21 protein-coding genes and 1 tRNA gene are annotated in these 21,250 nt (G+C 45.0%); 6 read left to right on the top strand and 16 right to left on the bottom strand.

What is annotated here, in order from left to right; genetic code table 11:
* Positions 1-18: 18 nt before the first annotated feature.
* Positions 19-732 carry a hypothetical protein gene (locus ACN9MQ_RS04310; protein WP_073395574.1) on the top strand — a complete coding sequence of 238 codons (714 nt, stop codon included), beginning with the start codon at positions 19-21 and terminating at the stop codon, positions 730-732.
* Positions 733-853: 121 nt separating this feature from the next.
* On the opposite strand, the gene ACN9MQ_RS04305 is transcribed toward ACN9MQ_RS04310, so the two are convergent.
* Together ACN9MQ_RS04305 and ACN9MQ_RS04300 are read right to left on the bottom strand one after the other, a co-directional pair.
* Positions 854-1,138, bottom strand: coding sequence for a conjugal transfer protein TraD (locus tag ACN9MQ_RS04305; RefSeq protein WP_049594967.1), 285 nt, complete (start codon positions 1,136-1,138; stop codon positions 854-856).
* Positions 1,138-1,392, bottom strand: coding sequence for a hypothetical protein (locus ACN9MQ_RS04300; RefSeq protein ID WP_073395573.1), 255 nt, complete (start codon positions 1,390-1,392; stop codon positions 1,138-1,140). The genes ACN9MQ_RS04305 and ACN9MQ_RS04300 overlap by 1 nt, the downstream gene beginning before the upstream one ends.
* 865 nt (positions 1,393-2,257) lie before the next feature.
* Here ACN9MQ_RS04300 and mobQ point away from each other — a divergent pair.
* On the top strand, positions 2,258-3,664 hold the full coding sequence (gene mobQ, locus ACN9MQ_RS04295; RefSeq protein WP_073395958.1) for a MobQ family relaxase: 1,407 nt from the start codon (positions 2,258-2,260) through the stop codon (positions 3,662-3,664).
* Positions 3,665-3,954: 290 nt separating this feature from the next.
* Positions 3,955-5,610 carry a hypothetical protein gene (locus tag ACN9MQ_RS04290; protein ID WP_139252541.1) on the top strand — a complete coding sequence of 552 codons (1,656 nt, stop codon included), beginning with the start codon at positions 3,955-3,957 and terminating at the stop codon, positions 5,608-5,610.
* 117 nt (positions 5,611-5,727) lie between these two features.
* Here ACN9MQ_RS04290 and ACN9MQ_RS04285 read toward each other — a convergent pair whose 3' ends face one another.
* Together ACN9MQ_RS04285 and ACN9MQ_RS04280 are read right to left on the bottom strand one after the other, a co-directional pair.
* On the bottom strand, positions 5,728-6,387 hold the full coding sequence (locus ACN9MQ_RS04285) for a hypothetical protein (protein ID WP_073395570.1): 660 nt from the start codon (positions 6,385-6,387) through the stop codon (positions 5,728-5,730).
* A 17-nt stretch (positions 6,388-6,404) separates the two neighbouring features.
* The gene (locus tag ACN9MQ_RS04280; RefSeq protein WP_073395956.1) at positions 6,405-6,959 is read right to left on the bottom strand and encodes a membrane lipoprotein lipid attachment site-containing protein; all 555 of its coding nucleotides are present in this window, start codon (positions 6,957-6,959) and stop codon (positions 6,405-6,407) included.
* A 634-nt stretch (positions 6,960-7,593) separates the two neighbouring features.
* Between ACN9MQ_RS04280 and ACN9MQ_RS04275 the strand changes: the two genes are divergently transcribed.
* Positions 7,594-7,971: a hypothetical protein gene (locus ACN9MQ_RS04275; RefSeq protein WP_073395568.1), complete on the top strand. Its 378-nt coding sequence runs from the start codon at positions 7,594-7,596 to the stop codon at positions 7,969-7,971.
* A 982-nt stretch (positions 7,972-8,953) separates the two neighbouring features.
* Here the strand turns inward: ACN9MQ_RS04275 and ACN9MQ_RS04270 are convergent.
* From ACN9MQ_RS04270 to proB, 8 genes are all read right to left on the bottom strand, one after another.
* Positions 8,954-9,319: a hypothetical protein gene (locus tag ACN9MQ_RS04270; RefSeq protein WP_073395567.1), complete on the bottom strand. Its 366-nt coding sequence runs from the start codon at positions 9,317-9,319 to the stop codon at positions 8,954-8,956.
* A 54-nt stretch (positions 9,320-9,373) separates the two neighbouring features.
* On the bottom strand, positions 9,374-9,664 hold the full coding sequence (locus ACN9MQ_RS04265) for a hypothetical protein (RefSeq protein ID WP_073395565.1): 291 nt from the start codon (positions 9,662-9,664) through the stop codon (positions 9,374-9,376).
* Between the two features lie 75 nt (positions 9,665-9,739).
* Positions 9,740-9,976: a hypothetical protein gene (locus ACN9MQ_RS04260; protein WP_073395564.1), complete on the bottom strand. Its 237-nt coding sequence runs from the start codon at positions 9,974-9,976 to the stop codon at positions 9,740-9,742.
* A 139-nt stretch (positions 9,977-10,115) separates the two neighbouring features.
* Positions 10,116-10,316: a helix-turn-helix transcriptional regulator gene (locus ACN9MQ_RS04255; RefSeq protein ID WP_073395562.1), complete on the bottom strand. Its 201-nt coding sequence runs from the start codon at positions 10,314-10,316 to the stop codon at positions 10,116-10,118.
* A gap of 326 nt (positions 10,317-10,642) precedes the next feature.
* Positions 10,643-11,857: a tyrosine-type recombinase/integrase gene (locus ACN9MQ_RS04250; protein WP_073395561.1), complete on the bottom strand. Its 1,215-nt coding sequence runs from the start codon at positions 11,855-11,857 to the stop codon at positions 10,643-10,645.
* Between the two features lie 175 nt (positions 11,858-12,032).
* Positions 12,033-12,108, bottom strand: a tRNA-Thr gene (locus ACN9MQ_RS04245).
* A gap of 111 nt (positions 12,109-12,219) precedes the next feature.
* Positions 12,220-13,473, bottom strand: a complete 1,254-nt coding sequence (gene proA, locus ACN9MQ_RS04240) for a glutamate-5-semialdehyde dehydrogenase (protein ID WP_014168771.1) — start codon at positions 13,471-13,473, stop codon at positions 12,220-12,222.
* An 11-nt stretch (positions 13,474-13,484) separates the two neighbouring features.
* Complete coding sequence (gene proB / locus ACN9MQ_RS04235) at positions 13,485-14,588, bottom strand: glutamate 5-kinase (protein WP_020882782.1); 1,104 nt, start codon at positions 14,586-14,588, stop codon at positions 13,485-13,487.
* A 305-nt stretch (positions 14,589-14,893) separates the two neighbouring features.
* Between proB and phoE the strand changes: the two genes are divergently transcribed.
* A complete protein-coding gene (gene phoE, locus ACN9MQ_RS04230; protein WP_014168769.1) occupies positions 14,894-15,946 on the top strand; it encodes a phosphoporin PhoE in 1,053 nt (350 codons plus the stop codon).
* Between the two features lie 114 nt (positions 15,947-16,060).
* On the opposite strand, the gene crl is transcribed toward phoE, so the two are convergent.
* From crl to gpt, 3 genes are all read right to left on the bottom strand, one after another.
* Positions 16,061-16,462, bottom strand: a complete 402-nt coding sequence (gene crl, locus ACN9MQ_RS04225; protein WP_020882784.1) for a sigma factor-binding protein Crl — start codon at positions 16,460-16,462, stop codon at positions 16,061-16,063.
* Positions 16,463-16,519: 57 nt separating this feature from the next.
* Positions 16,520-17,764 (bottom strand): esterase FrsA, encoded by a 1,245-nt coding sequence (gene frsA, locus ACN9MQ_RS04220; protein ID WP_073395559.1) that lies wholly within the window; start codon positions 17,762-17,764, stop codon positions 16,520-16,522.
* Between the two features lie 105 nt (positions 17,765-17,869).
* Complete coding sequence (gene gpt, locus ACN9MQ_RS04215) at positions 17,870-18,328, bottom strand: xanthine phosphoribosyltransferase (RefSeq protein ID WP_010427903.1); 459 nt, start codon at positions 18,326-18,328, stop codon at positions 17,870-17,872.
* Between the two features lie 260 nt (positions 18,329-18,588).
* Here gpt and pepD point away from each other — a divergent pair, with 260 nt between their 5' ends.
* Positions 18,589-20,046: a cytosol nonspecific dipeptidase gene (gene pepD / locus ACN9MQ_RS04210; protein WP_032677472.1), complete on the top strand. Its 1,458-nt coding sequence runs from the start codon at positions 18,589-18,591 to the stop codon at positions 20,044-20,046.
* Positions 20,047-20,100: 54 nt separating this feature from the next.
* On the opposite strand, the gene dinB is transcribed toward pepD, so the two are convergent.
* Positions 20,101-21,159: a DNA polymerase IV gene (dinB, locus tag ACN9MQ_RS04205; RefSeq protein ID WP_181216301.1), complete on the bottom strand. Its 1,059-nt coding sequence runs from the start codon at positions 21,157-21,159 to the stop codon at positions 20,101-20,103.
* Positions 21,160-21,250 lie beyond the last annotated feature (91 nt).

The raw sequence follows: 21,250 nt of genomic DNA, 5'->3' as shown, positions 1-21,250 counted from the left end.
TTACAACAAGGATAAAGCATGAAGATTGACAACATACAGCTACACTCTTTCTTACGCTCACAGGATATAACGTATTTTCATCATGCAAATACTGTAGCAACTGCAATATCTTTTATTAGGAATGGGGGGCTAGTTTCAAGAAGTGATATTGAAAGACTTGGAGCATTTCAAACGAAGCAGGAATCCGACCCGGAAGATAAGCAGTATGACGTCTGGGGAGATGTGTTTTTGGACACAGTGGACCTTCATGGTTTTTTCCCGAGACAAAACCTATATGGTCCTGTTTTGTTCAAGTTTAATATAGATTTTCTACTTCATGAAAATTTAGATATATGGATAACAAAAACAAACCCAATGTTTTGGATCCCAAACATGTCAAGTAATGAAAGATACTTCCAAGGCATGTCTGACATTTTACTGAACTGGAATAATTTTGATCGCCAACGCAAAATGATAACAATACGAAAACCATACCACCCAGTACTATTTAAGTACTTGGAGGAAATAGTTCTTGATGATCCCGGCGTTCAAATTTATGACGAAACCATACTTTATGATGTAGCACATGCATCGTTAAGTATAGAATTGAACAATGTTCAATTGCCTTTAACACTATTAACAAAAAGACATTGTAGCGGGTGTTTTTGCCAAGACAATTACCTAAGACAATTAACTATAGAGAAGTTAATAAGTTTATTCTTAGCACCACAACATAAGCATTGGAGAAACTAGATTTGCGATATTTAAATAACATTTAAATACTTGCCGACTCACCCTCTGGGGCTTGTTCAACAGTTCACCGACCTAAAAGCAAGTTTTAGGCCGGTTCACCGTTTGGACGTGAAAAACATGATTAGGACTTAGTTCTGTTTATAACAGTATCGATATAGGTTTGGCCCTGTACTCGGTAGGCTTTGATATCACTCTCATGAAGATTCTGGATATCAAGCAGAACCCCAAAGACTAATTCCTTATCTACATAACCAATATCACATCCTAAGACTTTGGCAACCTCTGCACCGAAAATAATTTTCTGACGAGTATTCTCTTTTTTTGTTTGTTGTTTCTTTTTGGCTTCCAAGAAGTATAGACGTTCCTGCGCTGAAGCAATTTGTTGTTTAATTGTTTTTGTTGTCATTATTTATCTCCCCAATGTTTTTTCTTGTTGGAATAAGGGATGTCAGCATAGTCATAACCATTACTAATCTGTTTCTTGATTGATCTTATTTTCATCTTGAACTGTTGCTTTATCTGGCGCTTCTTTGCTTGTTCCCTAATATTTATTACTATCTTTTCTGCTTCTAAATAGGCTTGTTCCGTATCGGTATAAACACCTTCATCAAGAAGTTTTTTTGCTTCCCAATCAATGGCTTCATCATTATTTTTATACATTAAACCTCCTTATGTTTGTTATAGATTATCCTTTACCATATTTTTAATAATTATCAACACAGGAAACTAATTTTATTTTATAAAATGCAAGCTCATAAGGCTTATATTTAAATCCCACGCCACAGCATTAATCATTTCATTTAACTTATATCACTTATGTAGGCAATTATAGTTATTAAGAAAAAGATAGATAGAATCTAACTTAACCGCTTATATATGATCTATTAAATAGGTTAAGCGCATATATTTGAGCGATTCAAAGCATCAGAATATTCATACCATCAATACATGGAATCCTGACCAGTTGAAAGGGATGGTAAATTTATGGCAATAAATTAAATTAAGCAACACTATACGATAGTAATCACTAACTGTTTTGTCTAATACTCACTACGTTACTTAATTTTTCTCGTTAATGTTTTTCATATTATCTCTTAAATTTTCACTATGATTTCCCATCCTAACCTGTGAAGGTTGCCACAGGGAAAACTACAGACAAAAAGCTACTATTTTATTGTTTTAGGGCTTTCCCGCCTTACGGCGGGATAAATTAACACTCTTCTTGTCCTTCGGACCCCATCTAAAACCCATCGGGTTAATATCGCGTAATACTTCGCCCTTTCATCTAGATTGCGCCGCTTAATTCGGCGTTTTGTTTTACAGACATTAATATATTTCGTATTAATTAAGTAGGGGCTTTTACATTGTTAGAAAAAACAATGCCCACTTATACACTCACTTCGTGAGCGTGTGGGGTCTACCTACGGTTGCCTGCCGCAGGCTAAAAGACAGGTCAACGTCAACATAAAAGTTTTTCTTGCGAAAAACTAACAGCAGCATGGTTATATTTGAGGTTATTTATTATATGGCGATTTTTCATCTGGAGTTTAAAATTGTGAAGCGCTCTGAGGGTATGTCTTCCTGTAGGAAGGCAGCCTACCACGCGCGTTGCAGAATAACAGATGATCGTACAGGCAATACCTACAATTTTAGCCACAGAACAGATTTATTCCATCATCAGATATTAGCACCAGTTTCCGCACCTGCTCATATTATCGAAAGCTCAACCACCTTGTGGAATGAAGTAGAAAAGGTTGAACGTCAGAAAGACGGTCAAACAGCCCGTTATTTTGATGTTGCTATTCCCTGTGAACTGGACAATGAAGACAAGATAAAACTAGTTGTTGAATACTGCCAGAATAATTTCGTTGATAAGGGCATGATTGCCGATATCGCATATCACGATCTTAATAGCAATAATCCACATGCACATGTGATGTTGACATTAAAACCGATCACCGCTGATAGCTTCGGTAAAAAAGAAAGAAGCTGGAACGACAAGAAAAACGTAATCCTGTGGCGTGAAGCGTGGTCTACTCTTGCCAATCGCTATCTTGAGGCGTCAGGCGTGTCAGAACGTATTGTTCATCGTTCTATTGAGGCTCAACATAATGAAGCCTTGAAAAATGCTGCTATTACCTTGGATGCAGAAGAAAAAGCGCTATGGCTTGCCAAGGCAACAGCAACCAGCCGCCCGGCAATGCAACGTGTTCATCGTGCCAAGTGGAACAGCAAGAGTGTTCAGAAACAACGTGCTGCTGAACAGGCTTTTCGTGATGAGATGAAAAAGGTAGCTCAGGCTACATACAACACCTTCAAAGATTTAGATCTGCAGATCGTTGTTGACCTTAGAAGCTTCACCGTATCAGAAATGCCTGAGCCTGTTGAAATCGTATTGCCTGAAACAGGTTCGCAGTCGTCATCATCGGAAGGCCAAAAGCCTGTTCTGGTTGCCCCTACACCTCATACACGCACTACACTGAAAACCCCATCCTCTACAACGGCCAGAGCGGTTAAACGCGCGCCTGTTAAAAGTAAGAGAAAGCAGGTTAAACCTCGTCAAGATGGTTTGTTCAAGCGTTTCACCCTACTGGTGGTTGAATATATAAGGGAGAAATTCGTCTGGGCCAAGAAGAAGCCTGTTGCCCCTGATGTTGAGCACGATAAACGTATTGCTGAAAACTATGTGTTTGATGATGTGCTGGGGATCTATGTTCCACGCGCTGAACATGAGAGACGCACAAGGTTCAACCGTGATGATTACAAGCCTACCAAGGAAGAGATTACACGTTTTCCAAGTCGTCTTGGACATGGACAGTTTAATAAAGATAAAAATATGGATCTTACGCCATACAAATTGCAGGTATATGTAAGTGAAATATTCCTGCCAAAAAACACACCAAAGATAAGAAAAATTAAAAAGTCAAGTTAATGAATTAATATAGCCATAGCTAACTCATAAAACAAGCCAACTCTTTAAATATGTCATTTATAACATTGTTACTCATCACACGGCCTGTTAAGATGGGTTATCTTCCCAACATAACAAGAAAAAAACAAAAAAGAATAGCAAGCTAATAATACCATTAGGTTGCAATTAAAATAAAAATGGCAGTCATTATATTTACATCTTGTAAACTTATATAGTGAAAGTATAATCACGTAATAAAATTGTTATTTTCAACCTACATCAAAAAAGACAACCTTCTCATAGGACAAAAAATGGATGACTTATTAAGTTCTAACGAAATATACACTGAGTTTTCAACAAATAAAGAACTATCAATATATAATAATATTTTAGGGACTTATACCACAGAGGATTTTACAATAAGACTTGCATATTATATTCATGAGAAATTAGAAAAACTTAACTCAGGAGTTATCAAATATAGCAACATTGATGATGAAACATTACAAGCATACTCCACATTCCTACATGAAACTGTACACTGGAGACAACATATAGGCTCTATATCTGGATTTATTTTAAGTATGGTGTCACCATCTCAGAACTTTTGCTTACATAGCTTTTTAAAAATCATTCTTGAAGAAATAGGTCCTGTAAAGCCCTTACAAAAATACTATTATGATAATGTAAAAACAAATACCCCAGATGATAAATTGTTTCAAAACCTTAATAACACACTTAACAACTTTCATGATTTGAACTATTATACCCACTTAGCTGTAAACCCTAAAAAATTAACTGAAAACATACATTTAAAAAATGGTTTTTTTATTAGTTATGGCCATTCGACAATATACGCTTATATAAACACACTTCAAATCCTTTCCCATTTCTTTAATGATGATGAGATAGACATAAAAGCAAACGAATTAAAATCTATAATATCCTCTCAAGAAAACTCACCAGATAAGGAGTTTAATGCATTTAAAGAAGAACAGATAGTAATACCCCCAATTGGTCTCAAGCAAATATTTGAAGGACAAGCCAGATTTATTCAACTTCAATTTTTGTATTTTTCTAACAGTCATAAATATGACGTTCCGTTTTTTCAAGAAAAAAGATTACTAGATGGGGTTTATGGTGAAGCCTTCGACTTATTTTTAACCGTTATTGAAAAAGATTACCCTTCCTCATTCAATGATTCTTTAATACCTATATTTTTAGTTATATGTGATTTGGCAATAAACCCCGGCAATGCTTTTCCATTAGATGTAGGTCATGACGAAAGTTTCTTCTTTGAAGTAATACCCGGCATACGCTTTTATGATCTATGTCATGTGGCTAAAGAACTAATTGAATCAGATCAGAACTTCATTGTACGAGACTATTCAAAAGATGAGTATTCTTACATAGCTAATTTATTATGTGATAAACTATATTACCCTCATCCAAGTGAAGTTTTAGAGAAAGTGATTTCTTGGAATGAAAAATATGATTCAATTCGCGAAATAATGTGCGAAGAAAAAACGTACTCTTATAAAAATGAACTTCTTCCAATTCGTTTTCTTTTATCTAAATTTATAATTTTTTGTGTAGACAAACAAGAAAATCCAGAGTTTTTCTGCTGGACGGGGGCTTGTAGCGCAGGCGAAAAATTGAAAGATAGTTACATTTCTCTAACTGAAAAGCACAAGGCTCCATTTATAAACCAAAAAGATTTAGATGTCTACGCAGCATACCAAGAAGGTATCAATGAAGATAATATTGAAATATTAAAAGATCACTTTACCACTATGAACATATTATCAAACCTGATAAGACAGTGGATAATAAATGAAGGTGAATTCAACATTGATTTTATAAACGAAATTAGAGCAAAACATAATGAAAGTGAACTTAAAGAAGCGTACAGCACTATTTTTAAAAATCATTTTAATTTTGACCTAAACGACTTCGTATTACTTTGACACCCTCTCTCAAAAAACATAGCCATCACATATCCTGTATCTGATGGCTATGTTTCATCCTGCTAACTTATAATTTATTCACTTACATATTAACCATTGCTAAAACTATGCTTATCTTTACCAGACATCATTTTTTCTTTCCTTTATAACATCTTCATAACGCTGTCGTTCGACGATATTCAGATTGAGTTCAGACAGAATACTTGCGCCCTTCACAGCAATATCGTAGTCAATTTGTGATTGTGTCTCATACTCTTTAATGGGCTTGAAATATTCTGATTGCGGTGCAGATGACGGTGCAGAATAACCAGAATATGTTTTACTCCCAGCACAACCGAGATAAGCCAGCAGACAGACAAACAAGAAGAACAACGTCCACACCACATTGTATCCATTAAGCGTGTATCCACTGCCATTCACATCTGAAAAAACGCCGTGAAACCTAATGGCATAGATAATCAGGAATGATGAAAGGATAACAGCCCTGCTTTTACCTACAGTTAAATGCTTACGCATGAATTTTACCGCTGGCACCAGCATGACCACAAATAACCCAATGGCGGCAAAAATCAGCCATACAGGGAACAGTCCATATTTTTGTGTTGTATTCTGCGATACCGTTACCAGCGATAGCACCAAGAAGGCGTTAAGCAGAAAAAGTCTAAGGGCCAGCGATACCTTCACGTTCTTTTGTGTCTTTCGGAGAAACAGCACCGGTGCCAGTGATGGTATGTTCATCAGCAGATCGATGAAAAACGCCCAATAAATAGTGTTCATAGCGTCTTTTCCTGTAATTACCGAGCGACCCAGCCGTTATTAGTTTTCACCAGAACAATTTTGGCTTCTTCGGATTCAGCGATTCCCTTGACGCCAGAGAAAGCATTTTTATCAACCCACCCCGGAACAGCGTCGAGTTTCCACGTATAAGTCACTTGTGTGATTTTAGCGCCAGCGCCATCACTCGGTTCAGTCCAACTGGTGATCTCAGCAACAACACGATGACCGACACAGGCACCTTCCTCACGGTTCCAAAACCCAACCTCTTGTCCTTTGTCTGTTACTTCCAGAACATCAACGCTACTAAAACCATTTGCCTGTTGTGAAACAGTGAGAAGCCCCTGTTCAACAAGCCCGTTCAGGATTTCATGGCTGACATTGTATCCAGCAGAACGGTAGCCATGATTAACCTTTACTGGAAAACCCTTATTGAACGCAAAGTCATTGTTCTGCAATGAGTAGCACACCTTTGATTTTGAAATTTTCGCGTTGATAGCCTTCTCAAAGTCGCCTTTCTCACCACATCCCGCCAGAACAAGAGCTATGCCAGCAACGAGCAAAATCTTCTTCATCTTCCTATCCATCCTGATAATCAAAAATGCTGTTATGTTGAGGTAGTCTGCTGCGCACCTGTAGTCGTTAAAGCTTGTTCTTACTGGCATAACGCAGCAAAACCACCTGATTAACCAATTGATAGGATTCAATTATTTTTGTGGGCCGTCATATCGTTTGTAACGATCAAAATCAAAATAATGATAGCCAACACATATTATTAAATATATATTGATCGATTAAACCAATTAAACTACCGATCGAAAAAACGTTATTAATCGACATTATCTATCAATATCAATTTATCGATCTGATTTACCGATCATTTTCTTGCTAGATGAATCGTTACTGGATAAAGTGAACAGAAGGCTCATTGGACCGTTTATGCGCTGGTTTGTAGGGATATAACGTCAAACCCTATGACCAACAGCCAGCACTGTTCTATGGCCTTAGCGTAGGTTTTATTAATGCAACATCAGGGAAAACAACAGTGAAGGATGCCGGTAGCTGATTAGATAAAAAAAACTCACAGGCTTCTGATAAGCGGCTTTCTTCACTATTGATTAACACAAACTTTAATAGCCAGATGCGGCACAACGCTGGCCCCGGATTCTTTGCGCCTATTTTTACGTTTACTGTTTATATGGAGTTAACATGAGAAAATTGTTTATCGCTGCGTTGGTGATCCTGCCTCTTACCGCTTGCACCACCTATGGCAATAAATCCCTGAAAGATGAATCACAACAAACCGTAAAAACCAAAATCGTTAAGGGGAAAACGACCCAGCAAGATGTTATTAACGCATTCGGGGAACCACAAACACGAGCTACCAATGATGGTCAAGAAATGTGGTCCTACTCCAGCATGTCAGGCGAGAGCCAGATCTCGAACTACATTCCCGGTCTGGCCCTACTGAAGAACAGCAGCACAGCGCATATGAATTCGTTAGAGATTTGGTTCAAGGGGAATGTTGTTGATCGATATAATTTCAGTCAGACGGCGAGTAAGGTTTCGAAAGGATTGTTGGATTAACGAATAACAACCAAGTATATTTTTTCCAAGTTTTACTTTTAATTTATTGGTGCCTTTAAAATGGCACCTATCTATTTTATTATCTCATGGCATAACTTATTATAAATGAGTTTACCTTGCGTGTGCTCCCCGAAAGGGGACTTCACCCAAGGTTTCACCTCCTGAAATTTCTGACGAAAAAGTCAAAAATCGATCAGGATTGGCGAGAACCAAGATGAAAATATATGACTTCACCCAAGTTGATCTGGCTTAGAGTTCTGAATCGTTTCCAACACAGGACACCCTACGACACTCCCAGATTCGCCCATGCAGATAAAATGTATTGTTGTCCCCTATTTATGCGGTTAAGCAAAGGTAGGGCTTTCTCATAGCCATTCCATTACAACTTCATTTATCTGTTTAGAGCTTCGCTTCGAGTTGGTATTTCGTCGCTCCCCCTTCTATACCTACAATCAACAAACATACGGACAACTCTTGTAAGCGACTCGCGCTCAATGACTCCACATATGCAGACCTGATACAAAGGCTATTAATTTGATTGCTTTCGAGGACTGCGAAGCTTTTAGAAATGGTATTTGAAGTTTGTAAAAAGTTGCGATTTAGATTTGACAAATATAAGTTGATTGAGTAATGTTTTATTTATATTTGTAATCAGTTCTTGCTTAACTCGATTACAAGGCTTCAAAAGTCGGCAAAACTTTTTTAGTCCTTAGAAAGTCAGACATCATAGTCTGACTTTTTTTGTATCTTTATTCTATTTAACCGATATATATTATTCGTCAAGAGAAAGTCAAAAATATTTAGCATTATTTTAAAATAGCAGATATAGCGTGAAAATATTATCATTTTTCGATCTCTTTAATAAAATATCAGCTTGGATTTTTCTATGCATAAACATAACGTTGAATTCATCAATCATTTTTAATCTCTCAGTTATCTTATCTATTTTATTTTCCTCTTATCGAGGGAATATATTCATTATTCAATGCTGGTTCACTGTCATTTTCAGCTTCCAATAAATAGGGCCGTCAGTTTCATCTTGTTTTATGTTTTTTAATACAAGCTCAATGATATGCTCTTGGTGCCAATATAAAATCTTTTCCTTTAAGTCATCAAAGTTAATGCCTGTTAAATCCCTATATCTGCCATTCTTCACACACACTTCAACTTCATGTGCAAGTAAAACGTCATACAATATCTCTGAATGCATTTGCCAAAATAAAAGAGTCATTGCTGTTTCAGGTTCTTTTTCAAATATGTTATAAATCGTTTCACAATACCCCTGTAATACTTTTGCGATAAGATATACTGCCGTTTCATTCTTTTCATTTAATACAATCTCTTTCATATTGAATCCTTTTGTTAGGTTGATTGTTAGCCCCTTGCGGGGCAATATTAAAGCTTACTTTCTAAAACTATCCGAATACCTCACCAACATTTCCGCAACTTGCTCAACGTTAACTTCACCAATATCACCACCATTCCCTTCTTGGGTTGTGAATCTCTCAAAGTTATTCTGGATATGATCAATAATATACATAATGAATAAACTCATAAAATCAGGATCATCAAGCAGCTCAATACTCTCTCCATTTACTTCCTGAAAATACTCCCAGCTTGCTTCAAACGATCTCATAGCAAGATCAAGGAACAACTCTGTAGATTTATTTTCAAGTTTATTATTTTCAAACATAACTAAACCTCACTTTTATATGATTATTTGGAATTCATTTTATTTTAACCCCCGAACAGAGGGTAAATAAGAAAACTACTTTTTATAAACTAGATTTATGATTACAGATCCATACTCTAACTCCATCTCATCAACTAAATCATTATTCACATGCCTATTTAAAGCGTCTAACAAGTTTTTATCTTTCATTATTTCCTCGATGGTATATCCGCTCAACGCAACAAATACATTGAAGCTTTCTTGGATCACGCTAAGTGTTTTAGGCGTTTTTTCACATACCATGCTTACTAATATTGATATATCATTATTCATTTTGTTTATCCTTTTTTTTGTAATAAGATTCCCTGCATAAAAGTGCTTTATGCTTTTCAATGTAGGGATATGATTAATAAAGTGTGTTATTTAACGTTTTACATAAAACCTCCTCATCGTATTAATAGTGTATTTTTCATTAATCAGCATGTTTACGTGATAACTGAATAATATTTTCAATCCATTCATCGATTTCACTTTCAACAAAAGCTCTGGCTTTTATTCCAATCTTTATCGGTTCTGGGAATACGCCCCTGCTAATAAGTCGATAAATCCATGCTTTGCTATATCCTGTTTTATTCATCACTTCCGGCAGGCGAATAAGTCTTCTTGTTGTCATATATTTCTCCGTTGTTGTTTTGATGAATGTAGTATCTGCAGATCGCTTATGACGTTCAACCCTCGAAAAATCAGAATTGAACCTGAATTGAATGTTTTTTAAACAAAAACGAATGAAATGGCGGGAGAGCTGTCACTGGGCGGGGTGTAGAGCGATTTGGCAAAAAGTGCTATTTATTTTCCTGTTTTAAGGTATTTTATAATTTCCATATTAATCAATTAGTTAATCAATATCAGTTTAAATTCTGACTTAATTCTTATCTGCTTTAGCCAAGAAAAAGGGCTATGCCCGTTAAGACATAGCCCCTCTTTCATCAGCCGTTATCCTTACCCACGCCGATTAAACGCTCCCTGCACCACATTGCTTCCGTTCTCAAGGCTTACCATGTAGTCGGCATACCATTGCAGCATCTCACGTCTGCCATCAAGATATTGCGCATGGTTGTAGGTGCCACGGATAGCATTCTTATCAACATGCGCCAGTTGGGTTTCAATCCATGCGGTGTTGTAGCCCTGTTCATGAAGAACGGTGCTCATGGTATGGCGGAAGCCGTGACCCGTAACCCGGCCTGTATAGCCAATTCGCTTAAATACCTGATTGATACTGGCTTCGCTCATGGTCTTACTGGGATCATTGCGTCCGGGAAATAGTAAAGGAAATTGCCCCGTCATTGCTCTGATCTGTTCGATAATGGCTAACGCTTGGGTAGATAGCGGGATGATATGGGGACGGCGCATTTTCATGCGTTCAGCAGAAATTTCCCATAGCGCTTTCTTGGTATCGATTTCTGACCATAGCGCACCACGCAATTCACCTGTTCTCAGGCCGGTAATGATCAGCAATCTTGCTGCCAGCACCATCAATTCACTGCCAGAGTAGCCAGCAAGGGCTTTAAAGAAGGCGGGAAGCTCTTCTATGGTCAGGAACGGGTAATGTGTAGACTCATGCCCTTGCATGGCACTGGTGAGATCTGGTGCGGGATTATACTCGGCTCTGCCTGTCACGATGGCATAGCGAAACACTTCGCCGCAGCGTTGACGCACTTTTTTGGCTTTCTCGGTTGCTCCTCTGTCTTCCATCTTTTTAAGCACGTTTAGCAGTTCCAACGGCTTGATGTCTGCAACAGGACGTTGACCAATGAAGGGGAAGACGTCTTTGTTGAACGCTTCAAGAATGTCTGAGGCATATCCCGCAGACCATTTCTTCACTTTCATGCTGTGCCATTCGAGCGCAATTTGCTGAAAAGTGTTTTTTACTTCTTCGATTTGGGCTTGTTTGCTTTCTTGCTTAAACGCACTCGGATCAACGCCATTAACCAGCAGCTTTTTAGCATCATCTCTTTTGCTTCTGGCATCGGCTAAGGTAATGGTCGGGTAGACACCAAACACCACACGTTTTTCTTTACCGGCGATACGGTATTTCATGCGCCAGCTTTTGGTGCCGTTAGGGAACACTTCCAGATACATGCCCCCACCATCTGCTAACTTGTAGGGTTTATCTTTGGGCTTGGCAGTCTCTACCTGTCTGGCATTGAGCTTCATTTGGGGGCATCTCCTTTAGACCGAACACGATATGCCCCCACCGATGCCCCCAACTCACCGTAGATTTCTGTGAACGTGAGTAGACGAGCAGAGACAACAAGGGCCGTGAAACCGCGTATTATAAGGGTTTAAAGGGTATTTGAGTAGACTTAAGGAGACGTTAAAATAAGTAGAATGGTGCCGATAATAGGAGTCGAACCTACGACCTTCGCATTACGAATGCGCTGCTCTACCAACTGAGCTATATCGGCCCTGAAAGGCCGGTTACGAGCGTAACCACGGGGCAAAAGGTTAGATCTAACCGGGTGATGCGTCAATGCCCTTTTGAATCAAACGGCTATTTTTGCATCACCCGTGATTATTTACGCACGAATCGTATCATCACCGAAGCCGATCCACTTGTAAGTGGTCAGTGCTTCCAGGCCCATCGGGCCTCTTGCATGCAGTTTTTGCGTGCTGACAGCAACTTCTGCGCCCAGGCCGAACTGGCCACCGTCGGTGAAGCGGGTTGAGGCATTCACGTATACGGCGGAGGAGTCCACCTCATTCACAAAGCGATCGGCATTGCGCAGGGTACGCGTCAGAATCGCATCCGAGTGCTGGGTACCATGTTCACGGATGTGAGCAATGGCATCGTCAAGGCTCGCAACCACCTTCACGTTCAAATCCAGCGACAGAAACTCGTCGTCGTACTGTTCCGCTTTCACCGGTACCACCGTCGCTGGGCCGTCTTTCAGCAGTGCCAGCGCGTTGGCATCCGCGTGCAGCGTCACGCCGCTTTCGGCCATCTGTTTGCTCAGCGCAGGCAGGAAGGTGTTGGCGATGCCCTGATGCACCAGCAGCGTTTCAACCGTATTACAAGTGCTTGGACGCTGGGTTTTGGCATTGACGATAATCTTCAGCGCCGGTTCAATCTCGGCACTGTCATCGACCACGATATGGCACACGCCGATACCGCCCGTGATCACAGGAATGGTCGACTGCTCACGGCACAGCTTGTGCAGGCCCGCGCCACCGCGTGGGATCAGCATGTCGATGTATTTATCCATACGCAGCATCTCGTTCACCAGCGCACGGTCCGGGCTCTCGATTGCCTGTACGGCACCTGCCGGCAGGCCGCACTCCTCCAGCGCCTGCTGGATAACGTTTACGGTCGCGGCGTTGGTACGCCAGGTCTCTTTCCCGCCACGCAGAATGGCGGCGTTGCCGGTCTTCAGGCACAGGGAAGCGACATCAACCGTAACGTTGGGACGGGCTTCATAGATCACGCCAATCACGCCCAGCGGCACGCGACGACGCTCAAGGCGCAGCCCGCTGTCGAGCAGCCCACCGTCAATGACCTGACCTACCGGATCGGCAAGATTGCAGACCTGGCGGACATCGTCAGCGATGCCTTTCAGACGTGCCGGGGTCAGCGCCAGGCGGTCGAGCATTGCTTCGCTCAGGCCATTGCGACGCGCTTCCAGCAGATCCTGCTCGTTGGCGAGCAGAATCTCCTGCGACTGCGATTCCAGATAATCAGCGATTTTTTCCAGTACGCGGTTTTTCTCGCGGCTGGAAAGGAGCGCCAGTTTGTAAGAGGCGGCCTTCGCGGCTGCGCCCATTTGTTCCAGCATTTTCTGGCTCCTTAACGAATAATCATGTCATCACGATGCACGGCAACCGGGCCATATTCATAACCCAGAATGGCGTCTATCTGCTGTGAATGGTGACCCGCAATACGGCGCAGGGCATCGCTGTTGTAGCGGCTTACGCCGTGGGCGATGTCACGACCTTCGAGATTACGGATACGGATCACTTCACCACGTGAGAAGTTGCCTGTCACGCTTTTAATTCCTTTAGGAAGTAATGAGCTCCCTCTTTCCAGAATTGCGGCAGTCGCCCCTTCATCAACGGTGAGTTCGCCTGCCGGCGGTGCGCCAAAGATCCAGCGTTTACGGTTCTCCAGCGGGGAGGCCTGCGCGTGGAAGCGGGTTCCCACGGAGATGCCTTCCATCACGTCGCCAATCACGCCAGGACGGCTGCCCGCGGCAATGATGGTGTCGATACCGGCACGGCATGCCACGTCAGCAGCCTGCAGCTTGGTCCCCATCCCGCCGGTCCCGAGGCCTGAAACGCTGTCACCTGCGATGGCGCGTAGCGCATCGTCGATACCGTGTACATCGGTAATCAGTTCAGCGTCCGGATTTGAACGCGGGTCGGCGGTGAAGAGCCCCTGCTGGTCGGTCAGGAGCAGTAATTTATCAGCGCCTGCCAGAATTGCGGCCAGTGCCGAGAGGTTATCGTTATCACCCACTTTGATTTCAGCGGTGGCAACGGCATCGTTTTCGTTAATGACGGGAACGATGTTGTTATCCAGCAGCGCGCGCAGCGTATCGCGCGCGTTCAGAAAACGCTCCCTGTCTTCCATATCCGCACGCGTCAGCAGCATCTGCCCGACGTGGATGCCATAGATAGAAAACAGCTGTTCCCAGAGTTGAATGAGTCGGCTTTGTCCCACGGCGGCCAGCAGCTGTTTCGAGGCGATCGTCGCGGGGAGTTCGGGGTAACCCAGGTGTTCACGCCCGGCGGCAATCGCCCCGGAGGTCACAATTACAATACGATGCCCTGCGGCATGCAACTGAGCGCACTGACGTACAAGCTCAACAATGTGGGCGCGATTAAGGCGGCGCGATCCGCCTGTTAAAACACTGGTACCGAGTTTTACCACCAGCGTCTGGCTGTCACTCATGATTCTCTGCCGTTCAACGATAAGGGAAAATGATGTCAAACGAACGTTTTAACAGGTGTCAGCCCCGTTGCCAACTGCCTTAGCACATCGCGAAACACTTTGTTGCGCGGGATCAGGAAGCGTAGCGGCAAAATTTGACAGTTTTATTACCGAAATAATAAATCACAGTTTTTTAAAATTATTCTTAATTTGTCATAAAAGTTTCATTGCGTAACGTTAAAACCCTTTCTGTTTTTTCACGGGACTTAAGCATGAGCTTATCGTCCAGCGAATTTTTTTAGCGCGTTTATAAGACAGGATCGAAAATGAAAAAGAGCACACTGGCATTAGTGGTAATGGGCGTTGTGGCTTCCGCATCTGTACACGCAGCCGAAGTTTATAATAAAAACGGTAATAAACTGGACGTATACGGCAAAGTTAAAGCAATGCACTACATCAGCGATGATGACACTAAAGATGGTGACCAGACTTACGTCCGTTTCGGTTTTAAAGGCGAAACACAGATTAACGATCAGCTGACAGGCTATGGCCGTTGGGAAGCTGAATTTGCCGGTAACAAAGCAGAAAGCGACTCTACACAGAAAACGCGTCTGGCGTTTGCTGGTCTGAAACTGAAAGACATTGGCTCTCTGGATTACGGTCGTAACCTGGGTGCGCTGTACGACGTTGAAGCCTGGACCGATATGTTCCCTGAGTTCGGCGGTGACTCTTCAGCCCAGACTGATAACTTCATGACCAAACGTGCGAGCGGTCTTGCCACCTACCGTAACACCGACTTCTTCGGTGCGGTTGATGGCCTGGATATGACCCTGCAGTATCAGGGCAAAAACGAAAACCGCGACGTCAAAAAACAGAACGGTGACGGTTTCGGTACCTCTCTGACCTATGACTTCGGTGGCAGCGACTTCGCCGTCAGCGGTGCTTACACCAACTCTGACCGTACTAACGCACAAAACCTGCTGACGCGCGGCGAAGGTAAAAAAGCAGAAGCATGGGCAACCGGTCTGAAATATGACGCTAACGATATTTACCTGGCAGCGATGTACTCTGAAACCCGCAATATGACCCCAATTTCGGGTGGTTTTGCGAATAAGGCTCAGAACTTTGAAGTTGTTGCACAATACCAGTTCGATTTCGGTCTGCGCCCGTCCCTGGGTTATGTCCAGTCTAAAGGCAAGGATATCGAAGGTGTGGGTGACGAAGATCTGGTGAAATACATCGACGTGGGCGCGACCTATTATTTCAATAAAAATATGTCCGCGTTTGTTGATTATAAAATCAACCAGATTGATGACGACAATAAACTGGGCGTGAGCAGCGATGACATCGTTGCTCTGGGTATGACCTACCAGTTCTGATATTGTTGAAATAAAAAATCCCGGCGCAGATGCCGGGATTTTTTTTGCCTGGAGGGGGTCGGGTTTACTGCCCTCACCCCATCCCTCGCGAAGAGAGAGGGAGAAATATCGCGATTACGCCGTCAGCTTAACCGCTTCGCTGGAAAAGTTATCCGCGGGTTCAAGCTTCAGATCCAGGGTGGCCAGCAGTGCTCTTGCCTTTTCGAGGTACTCTTTCAAAGTATGCTCCAGGCGGTCAATCACTTCCTGGTCTTTGATTGGGGCTGTTTGCCAGTAGCCGTCTTTATTAAACAGGCCGAACTGGTAGCTATACGTAAAACGTTTTTCTTCCGCTTCCATTTCCATCCACCAGCCCCAGAATTCACGTTTTTCGGGTGCAGGCTTCACGTTGACGCATACAGCCAGGCAGTCGAAAAAAAAGCGATTTTCTTCACACTGCTCTTCTCGAATATACGGGCCGAGAGCCATAAACTTCTTGATCAGTCTACTTTTCGGGTGTCCACTCGGTAACGTCATTGCGATCTCCTTTTGTGAAGCCACTGTTTTACCAAACCAGCAAAATTTAGCAATCTATTAACACAATCTCTGCGCGATCCAGCGTGTGATCTCTCTCAATGCTTTGTCAAAATTCTGGTACACCGGGCTGAACGGTACCTCAAGCAATTTGCCATCCGCAGATGACGAAGTGATTAAGCGTGACTCCTCTTCGGGACTGAAGGGATCGTTTTTCCAGTACCCTGACATCATAGGCGTAGGGCAACGCCGTCCCAGCAACCCCTGCGTTTTTAGCGAGTAACGATTGAGTTCAACGCGCAGCGCTTCGTCTGATGCATCATGCATGCCAAGGCGGCTGGCCAGCACATCAAGGTACATTTCCGGCACGCGGCCCTGCCGGGTCGGATCGCTGAGCAGAGCGTGCACCACCGGACCGAGACAGGCGACGGCCTTCAGGCGTGAAGCTTCAAGGTAAGCCAGACGCACGGCGACGTTGGCGCCAAAGCGGAAGCCAAATGCAGCAACACGCGTGTGGTCAACCCATGGAATGTTTTCCAGCGCTTTTAGTGCATGCTGGTGCAGAAGACTCGAGTCCTGAGTCAGTTTCCATTTGGATGAAAAGCCAATTGAGGGCATATCCAGCGTCAGCATCGCGATCCCTTTTGGTGCGAAGTAACGCTCATACAGGCTGTAATAGTCGATTTGCAGTGAATCCAGCCCGCCGCACATCAGAACGGTCGGGAACGGGCCGTCGCCTTCTGGCATATGCAGGAACCCGGTGACGGGCGCGCCACCCGGGATGGTAAACTCCAGCTCGCGCATCCGGCCCGGCAAGCGTTGAGCGGCCTCTTCGTAGGCGCGATTCGCCAGCGCCTGAGCCTGCTCGGCCAGCTCATCACCTTTCAAATGCGGGTATGCGGCAATAGCATAGAGGTTGGCTGCATGCAGCCAGTGTTTGCCGCTGAGCGTGGCGTCCTCTTCCTGGCTGGCTTTTTGCTGCCAGAGCATCGCCTGTTTAGACCATTCGTAGATCCAGTTTCCCCCGCGATAACCCACGACCGTATCGTAGAGTTCACTGTCGGTGCGCTCGGCTTCGCTCATCACGATACGCGCCTGCACATCAAGGATTTCACGGGGATCAATACCGCGCCAGATCCACATCAGACGGTTAATCATGCGGTACCAGTGGGGCACGTTTTTACCGTCTAATGCAGACTGGACGGCAGGCATGGTCCCCGGATTAAACCGGCGCACCAGCGTCGACGTTTCAGGATGTTTGAAACGGGGTTTGAAGAGAGTCTCGGTGAGATTCGCCTGCGTCATTACGTTGCCTCCATGAATACGTCATATAGAGACCATTGTAACGCGCGTCAGACTAAAAAAAACAACGCCCGGTATCACCGGGCGTTAAATAAATGCGTAAGAGAATTAACGACCAGAGATTGGCGGTACGAATACCACGCCCATATCCCATGGCTGTTCAATCCAGGTATCCTGAGGGATATCAATCACGTAATCGTCAACCAGCGGACGGCCTGCTGGCTTCGCGAAGATGGTGACGAAGTGGGCTTTTGGATACATTTCGCGGATAGCCACCGCGGTACCGCCGGTATCAACCAGGTCGTCGATAACGATGAAGCCTTCACCGTCGCCTTCCGCACGTTTCAGCACGGTCAGCTCACGCTGGTTGTCATGGTCATAGCTGGAGATGCATACGGTATCGACATGACGAATACCCAGCTCACGTGCCAGCAGCGCCCCCGGTACCAGACCGCCACGGCTGACGGCAATAATGCCTTTCCACTGTTCGGAAGGCATCAGACGCGCAGCCAGTTTGCGTGCGTGAATCTGCAACATGTCCCAGGTGACGACGTATTTTTCGCTCATGTGAAGTGTCCCAGCCTGTTTGTATACGGCTTAAAAAGTGTTCGAGGGGGAAATAGGTTGCGCGAGATTATAGAGATCTGACGCACTAAAAACCAGTGTTTAGCGCCCGGAGCCTGAGTTTTTACATGCTTTATGCTACCAGCCACCGGAGAAAGTGGTATTCTCAGTTGCATCTCGCAAGCCTGTCTTGTGGTAACTATTAACCTGCTAACCCTGTGACCTGCAACTCGCTTTGCAGGGCATCGACAAGGAGACTTATCGTGTCTGAACTGTCTCAATTATCTCCACAGCCACTGTGGGATATTTTTGCCAAAATCTGTTCCATTCCCCACCCTTCCTACCATGAAGAACAGCTTGCAGAACATATTATGGGCTGGGCGAAGGAAAAAGGTCTGCATGCTGAACGCGACCAGGTTGGCAACATTCTGATCCGCAAACCGGCGACCGCAGGCATGGAAAACCGTAAACCGGTTGTGCTGCAGGCGCACCTGGACATGGTTCCACAGAAAAACAACGACACCGTTCACGACTTCACCAAAGACCCTATCCAGCCTTACATCGATGGCGACTGGGTGAAAGCGCGCGGCACGACCCTTGGTGCAGATAACGGCATTGGTATGGCGTCTGCTCTGGCCGTCCTGGCGGACGACAGCGTTGAACACGGTCCGCTGGAAGTGCTGCTGACCATGACGGAAGAAGCAGGCATGGACGGCGCGTTCGGTCTGCAGGCGAACTGGCTGCAGGCGGATATTCTGATCAACACCGACTCTGAAGAAGAGGGTGAGATCTACATGGGCTGCGCCGGCGGGATTGATTTCATCACGACCCTGCCACTGTCCCGCGAAGCGATCCCTGCTGGTTTCCAGACCTTCAAGCTGACGCTGAAAGGGCTGAAAGGCGGTCACTCCGGTGGTGATATTCACCTGGGTCTGGGCAACGCCAACAAACTGCTGGCACGCTTCCTGGCTGGCCACGCGGCTGAGCTGGATCTGCGTCTGGTGGATTTCAACGGCGGCACACTGCGCAATGCCATTCCGCGTGAAGCCTTCACGACCGTGGCAGTACCCGCTGCAAAAGCTGACGAGCTGAAAAAGCTTTCCAGCGTGTATCTGGATATCCTGAAAAACGAACTGTCAGCGAAAGAGAAGAACCTGACCGTGGTGCTGGAGTCCGTGACTACCGACAAAGCGGCGCTGACCTCCCCGTCTCGTGACGCCTTCGTTCAACTGCTGAACGCGACGCCAAACGGCGTGATTCGTAACTCAGACGTCGCGAAAGGCGTGGTTGAAACCTCCCTGAACGTGGGCGTGGTCACCATGAGCGATGACAGCGCGGAGATCATCTGCCTGATCCGTTCGCTTATCGACAGCGGTAAAGAGTATGTGGTGAGCATGCTGGAGTCTCTGGGTAAACTGGCGGGTGCGCACACCTCCGCAAAAGGTAGCTACCCAGGCTGGCAGCCGGATGCCAGTTCGCCGGTGATGGCGCTGGTGCGTGAAACTTACCAGCGTCTGTTCAACAGTACCCCGAACATTCAGGTGATCCACGCCGGTCTGGAGTGTGGTCTGTTCAAGAAACCGTATCCGAACATGGACATGGTGTCTATCGGGCCAACCATTACCGGTCCGCACTCGCCGGATGAGCAGGTTCATATTGAAAGCGTGGGTCATTACTGGACTCTGCTGACTGAACTGCTGAAAGCGATCCCTGCTAAGTAATTCGCCGTATGATGCCCGGTAGCGCGTTGCCTGCCGGGCTGACAAATCCGCCTGCTATAACCCCAATACCAGCTGCCGCTCCAGTTGCGGGTCCAGCAGCGTCACGTGTAACCCCACCAGCCTCACTCCCCGCCCTGCCCGCCGTTCTTCCCAGGCTTTTCTCGCGGTGGCGATAAGATCGTCTTTATTCAGTCGCGGCCAGACATGCTCCTGCGTCGTTTGCTGGAAATCATTAAACTTCAGCTTAACGCCCTGACGGGCAATCAGCAGATCGGGTTTTACTTTCGCTAACCGCCGCTCCAGTTCGGGATAAAGTTGGTCAGTGATAATGACTTCACACTCGGACCAGTCATGGATGTCTTCCATCAGCGTGCGTTCAACCCCGACCGATTTACGCAGCCGCTCATTGCTCACGCTGCGCTCATCAATTCCCTGACTGCGCTCCCACAGCACGCGACCAAACTTACCGAAACGCTTAAGCAGCATGGCCAGATCGCTTCGCTGTACATCTTCACAGGTCCGTAATCCCATACTTTCCAGCTTTGCAGCAGACACTTTCCCCACGCCGGGGATTTTGCCGAGCGGCAGCGTTTTTAAAAACGCCGGAACCTCTTCCGGAGTGATGACGTACTGACCATCGGGTTTATTCAAATCAGACGCTATTTTGGCGAGGAATTTCACCGGTGCGACGCCTGCGGAAGCGGTCAGATTGAGCTCGTTGAAGATAGTCCGGCGGATCTCCTGCGCCATTAACGTTGCGGAGCCGTGGCAGTGCAGGCTGTCAGTGACATCCAGGTAGGCTTCGTCCAGTGACAGAGGTTCAATCAGCGAGGTATAGCGAGAGAAGATCTCGCGGATATGCAGGGAGGCTTCTTTGTAGGCTTCAAATCGGCCGGGCAACAGCGTGAGATGAGGGCACAGCTTTAGCGCCATGGCAGTTGGCATAGCGCTGCGCACGCCAAATTTGCGCGCAGGGTAGTTGGCGGTGCTGATCACACCGCGCTGGACACGGCTACCGCCAATCGCAATAGGTATATCCCGCAGCGCCGGATTGTCACGCATCTCCACTGCGGCAAAAAAGCAGTCCATATCGACATGGATAATTTTGCGCATAGTAAGCCCTCACTTATTACTGGATAAGTATACAGTAAAGAAATGAGGATTGAGAAGTGTGTTTCCCCTCTCCTCCTGGAAGAGGGAAAAC

Origin of the sequence: Enterobacter sp. R-25, from assembly GCF_049913205.1 — a bacterium.
Taxonomy (GTDB): Bacteria; Pseudomonadota; Gammaproteobacteria; order Enterobacterales; family Enterobacteriaceae; genus Enterobacter; species Enterobacter ludwigii.
Note: the sequence above shows the minus strand (reverse complement) of the source record. Positions and strands in the feature narration are given on the sequence as shown.

Coding starts and splice junctions, on each gene's coding strand:
- gpt (WP_010427903.1), bottom strand. CDS start 18,328: ATGAGCGAAAAATACGTCGTCACCTGGGACATGTTGCAGATTCACGCA.
- ACN9MQ_RS04250 (WP_073395561.1), bottom strand. CDS start 11,857: ATGAAGCTCAATGCCAGACAGGTAGAGACTGCCAAGCCCAAAGATAAA.
- ACN9MQ_RS04300 (WP_073395573.1), bottom strand. CDS start 1,392: ATGTATAAAAATAATGATGAAGCCATTGATTGGGAAGCAAAAAAACTT.
- ACN9MQ_RS04275 (WP_073395568.1), top strand. CDS start 7,594: ATGAGAAAATTGTTTATCGCTGCGTTGGTGATCCTGCCTCTTACCGCT.
- ACN9MQ_RS04260 (WP_073395564.1), bottom strand. CDS start 9,976: ATGAATAATGATATATCAATATTAGTAAGCATGGTATGTGAAAAAACG.
- ACN9MQ_RS04265 (WP_073395565.1), bottom strand. CDS start 9,664: ATGTTTGAAAATAATAAACTTGAAAATAAATCTACAGAGTTGTTCCTT.
- mobQ (WP_073395958.1), top strand. CDS start 2,258: ATGGCGATTTTTCATCTGGAGTTTAAAATTGTGAAGCGCTCTGAGGGT.
- ACN9MQ_RS04280 (WP_073395956.1), bottom strand. CDS start 6,959: ATGAAGAAGATTTTGCTCGTTGCTGGCATAGCTCTTGTTCTGGCGGGA.
- proB (WP_020882782.1), bottom strand. CDS start 14,588: ATGAGTGACAGCCAGACGCTGGTGGTAAAACTCGGTACCAGTGTTTTA.
- crl (WP_020882784.1), bottom strand. CDS start 16,462: ATGACGTTACCGAGTGGACACCCGAAAAGTAGACTGATCAAGAAGTTT.
- ACN9MQ_RS04305 (WP_049594967.1), bottom strand. CDS start 1,138: ATGACAACAAAAACAATTAAACAACAAATTGCTTCAGCGCAGGAACGT.
- proA (WP_014168771.1), bottom strand. CDS start 13,473: ATGCTGGAACAAATGGGCGCAGCCGCGAAGGCCGCCTCTTACAAACTG.
- ACN9MQ_RS04270 (WP_073395567.1), bottom strand. CDS start 9,319: ATGAAAGAGATTGTATTAAATGAAAAGAATGAAACGGCAGTATATCTT.
- dinB (WP_181216301.1), bottom strand. CDS start 21,159: ATGCGCAAAATTATCCATGTCGATATGGACTGCTTTTTTGCCGCAGTG.
- ACN9MQ_RS04255 (WP_073395562.1), bottom strand. CDS start 10,316: ATGACAACAAGAAGACTTATTCGCCTGCCGGAAGTGATGAATAAAACA.
- frsA (WP_073395559.1), bottom strand. CDS start 17,764: ATGACGCAGGCGAATCTCACCGAGACTCTCTTCAAACCCCGTTTCAAA.
- ACN9MQ_RS04290 (WP_139252541.1), top strand. CDS start 3,955: ATGGATGACTTATTAAGTTCTAACGAAATATACACTGAGTTTTCAACA.
- ACN9MQ_RS04285 (WP_073395570.1), bottom strand. CDS start 6,387: ATGAACACTATTTATTGGGCGTTTTTCATCGATCTGCTGATGAACATA.
- phoE (WP_014168769.1), top strand. CDS start 14,894: ATGAAAAAGAGCACACTGGCATTAGTGGTAATGGGCGTTGTGGCTTCC.
- ACN9MQ_RS04310 (WP_073395574.1), top strand. CDS start 19: ATGAAGATTGACAACATACAGCTACACTCTTTCTTACGCTCACAGGAT.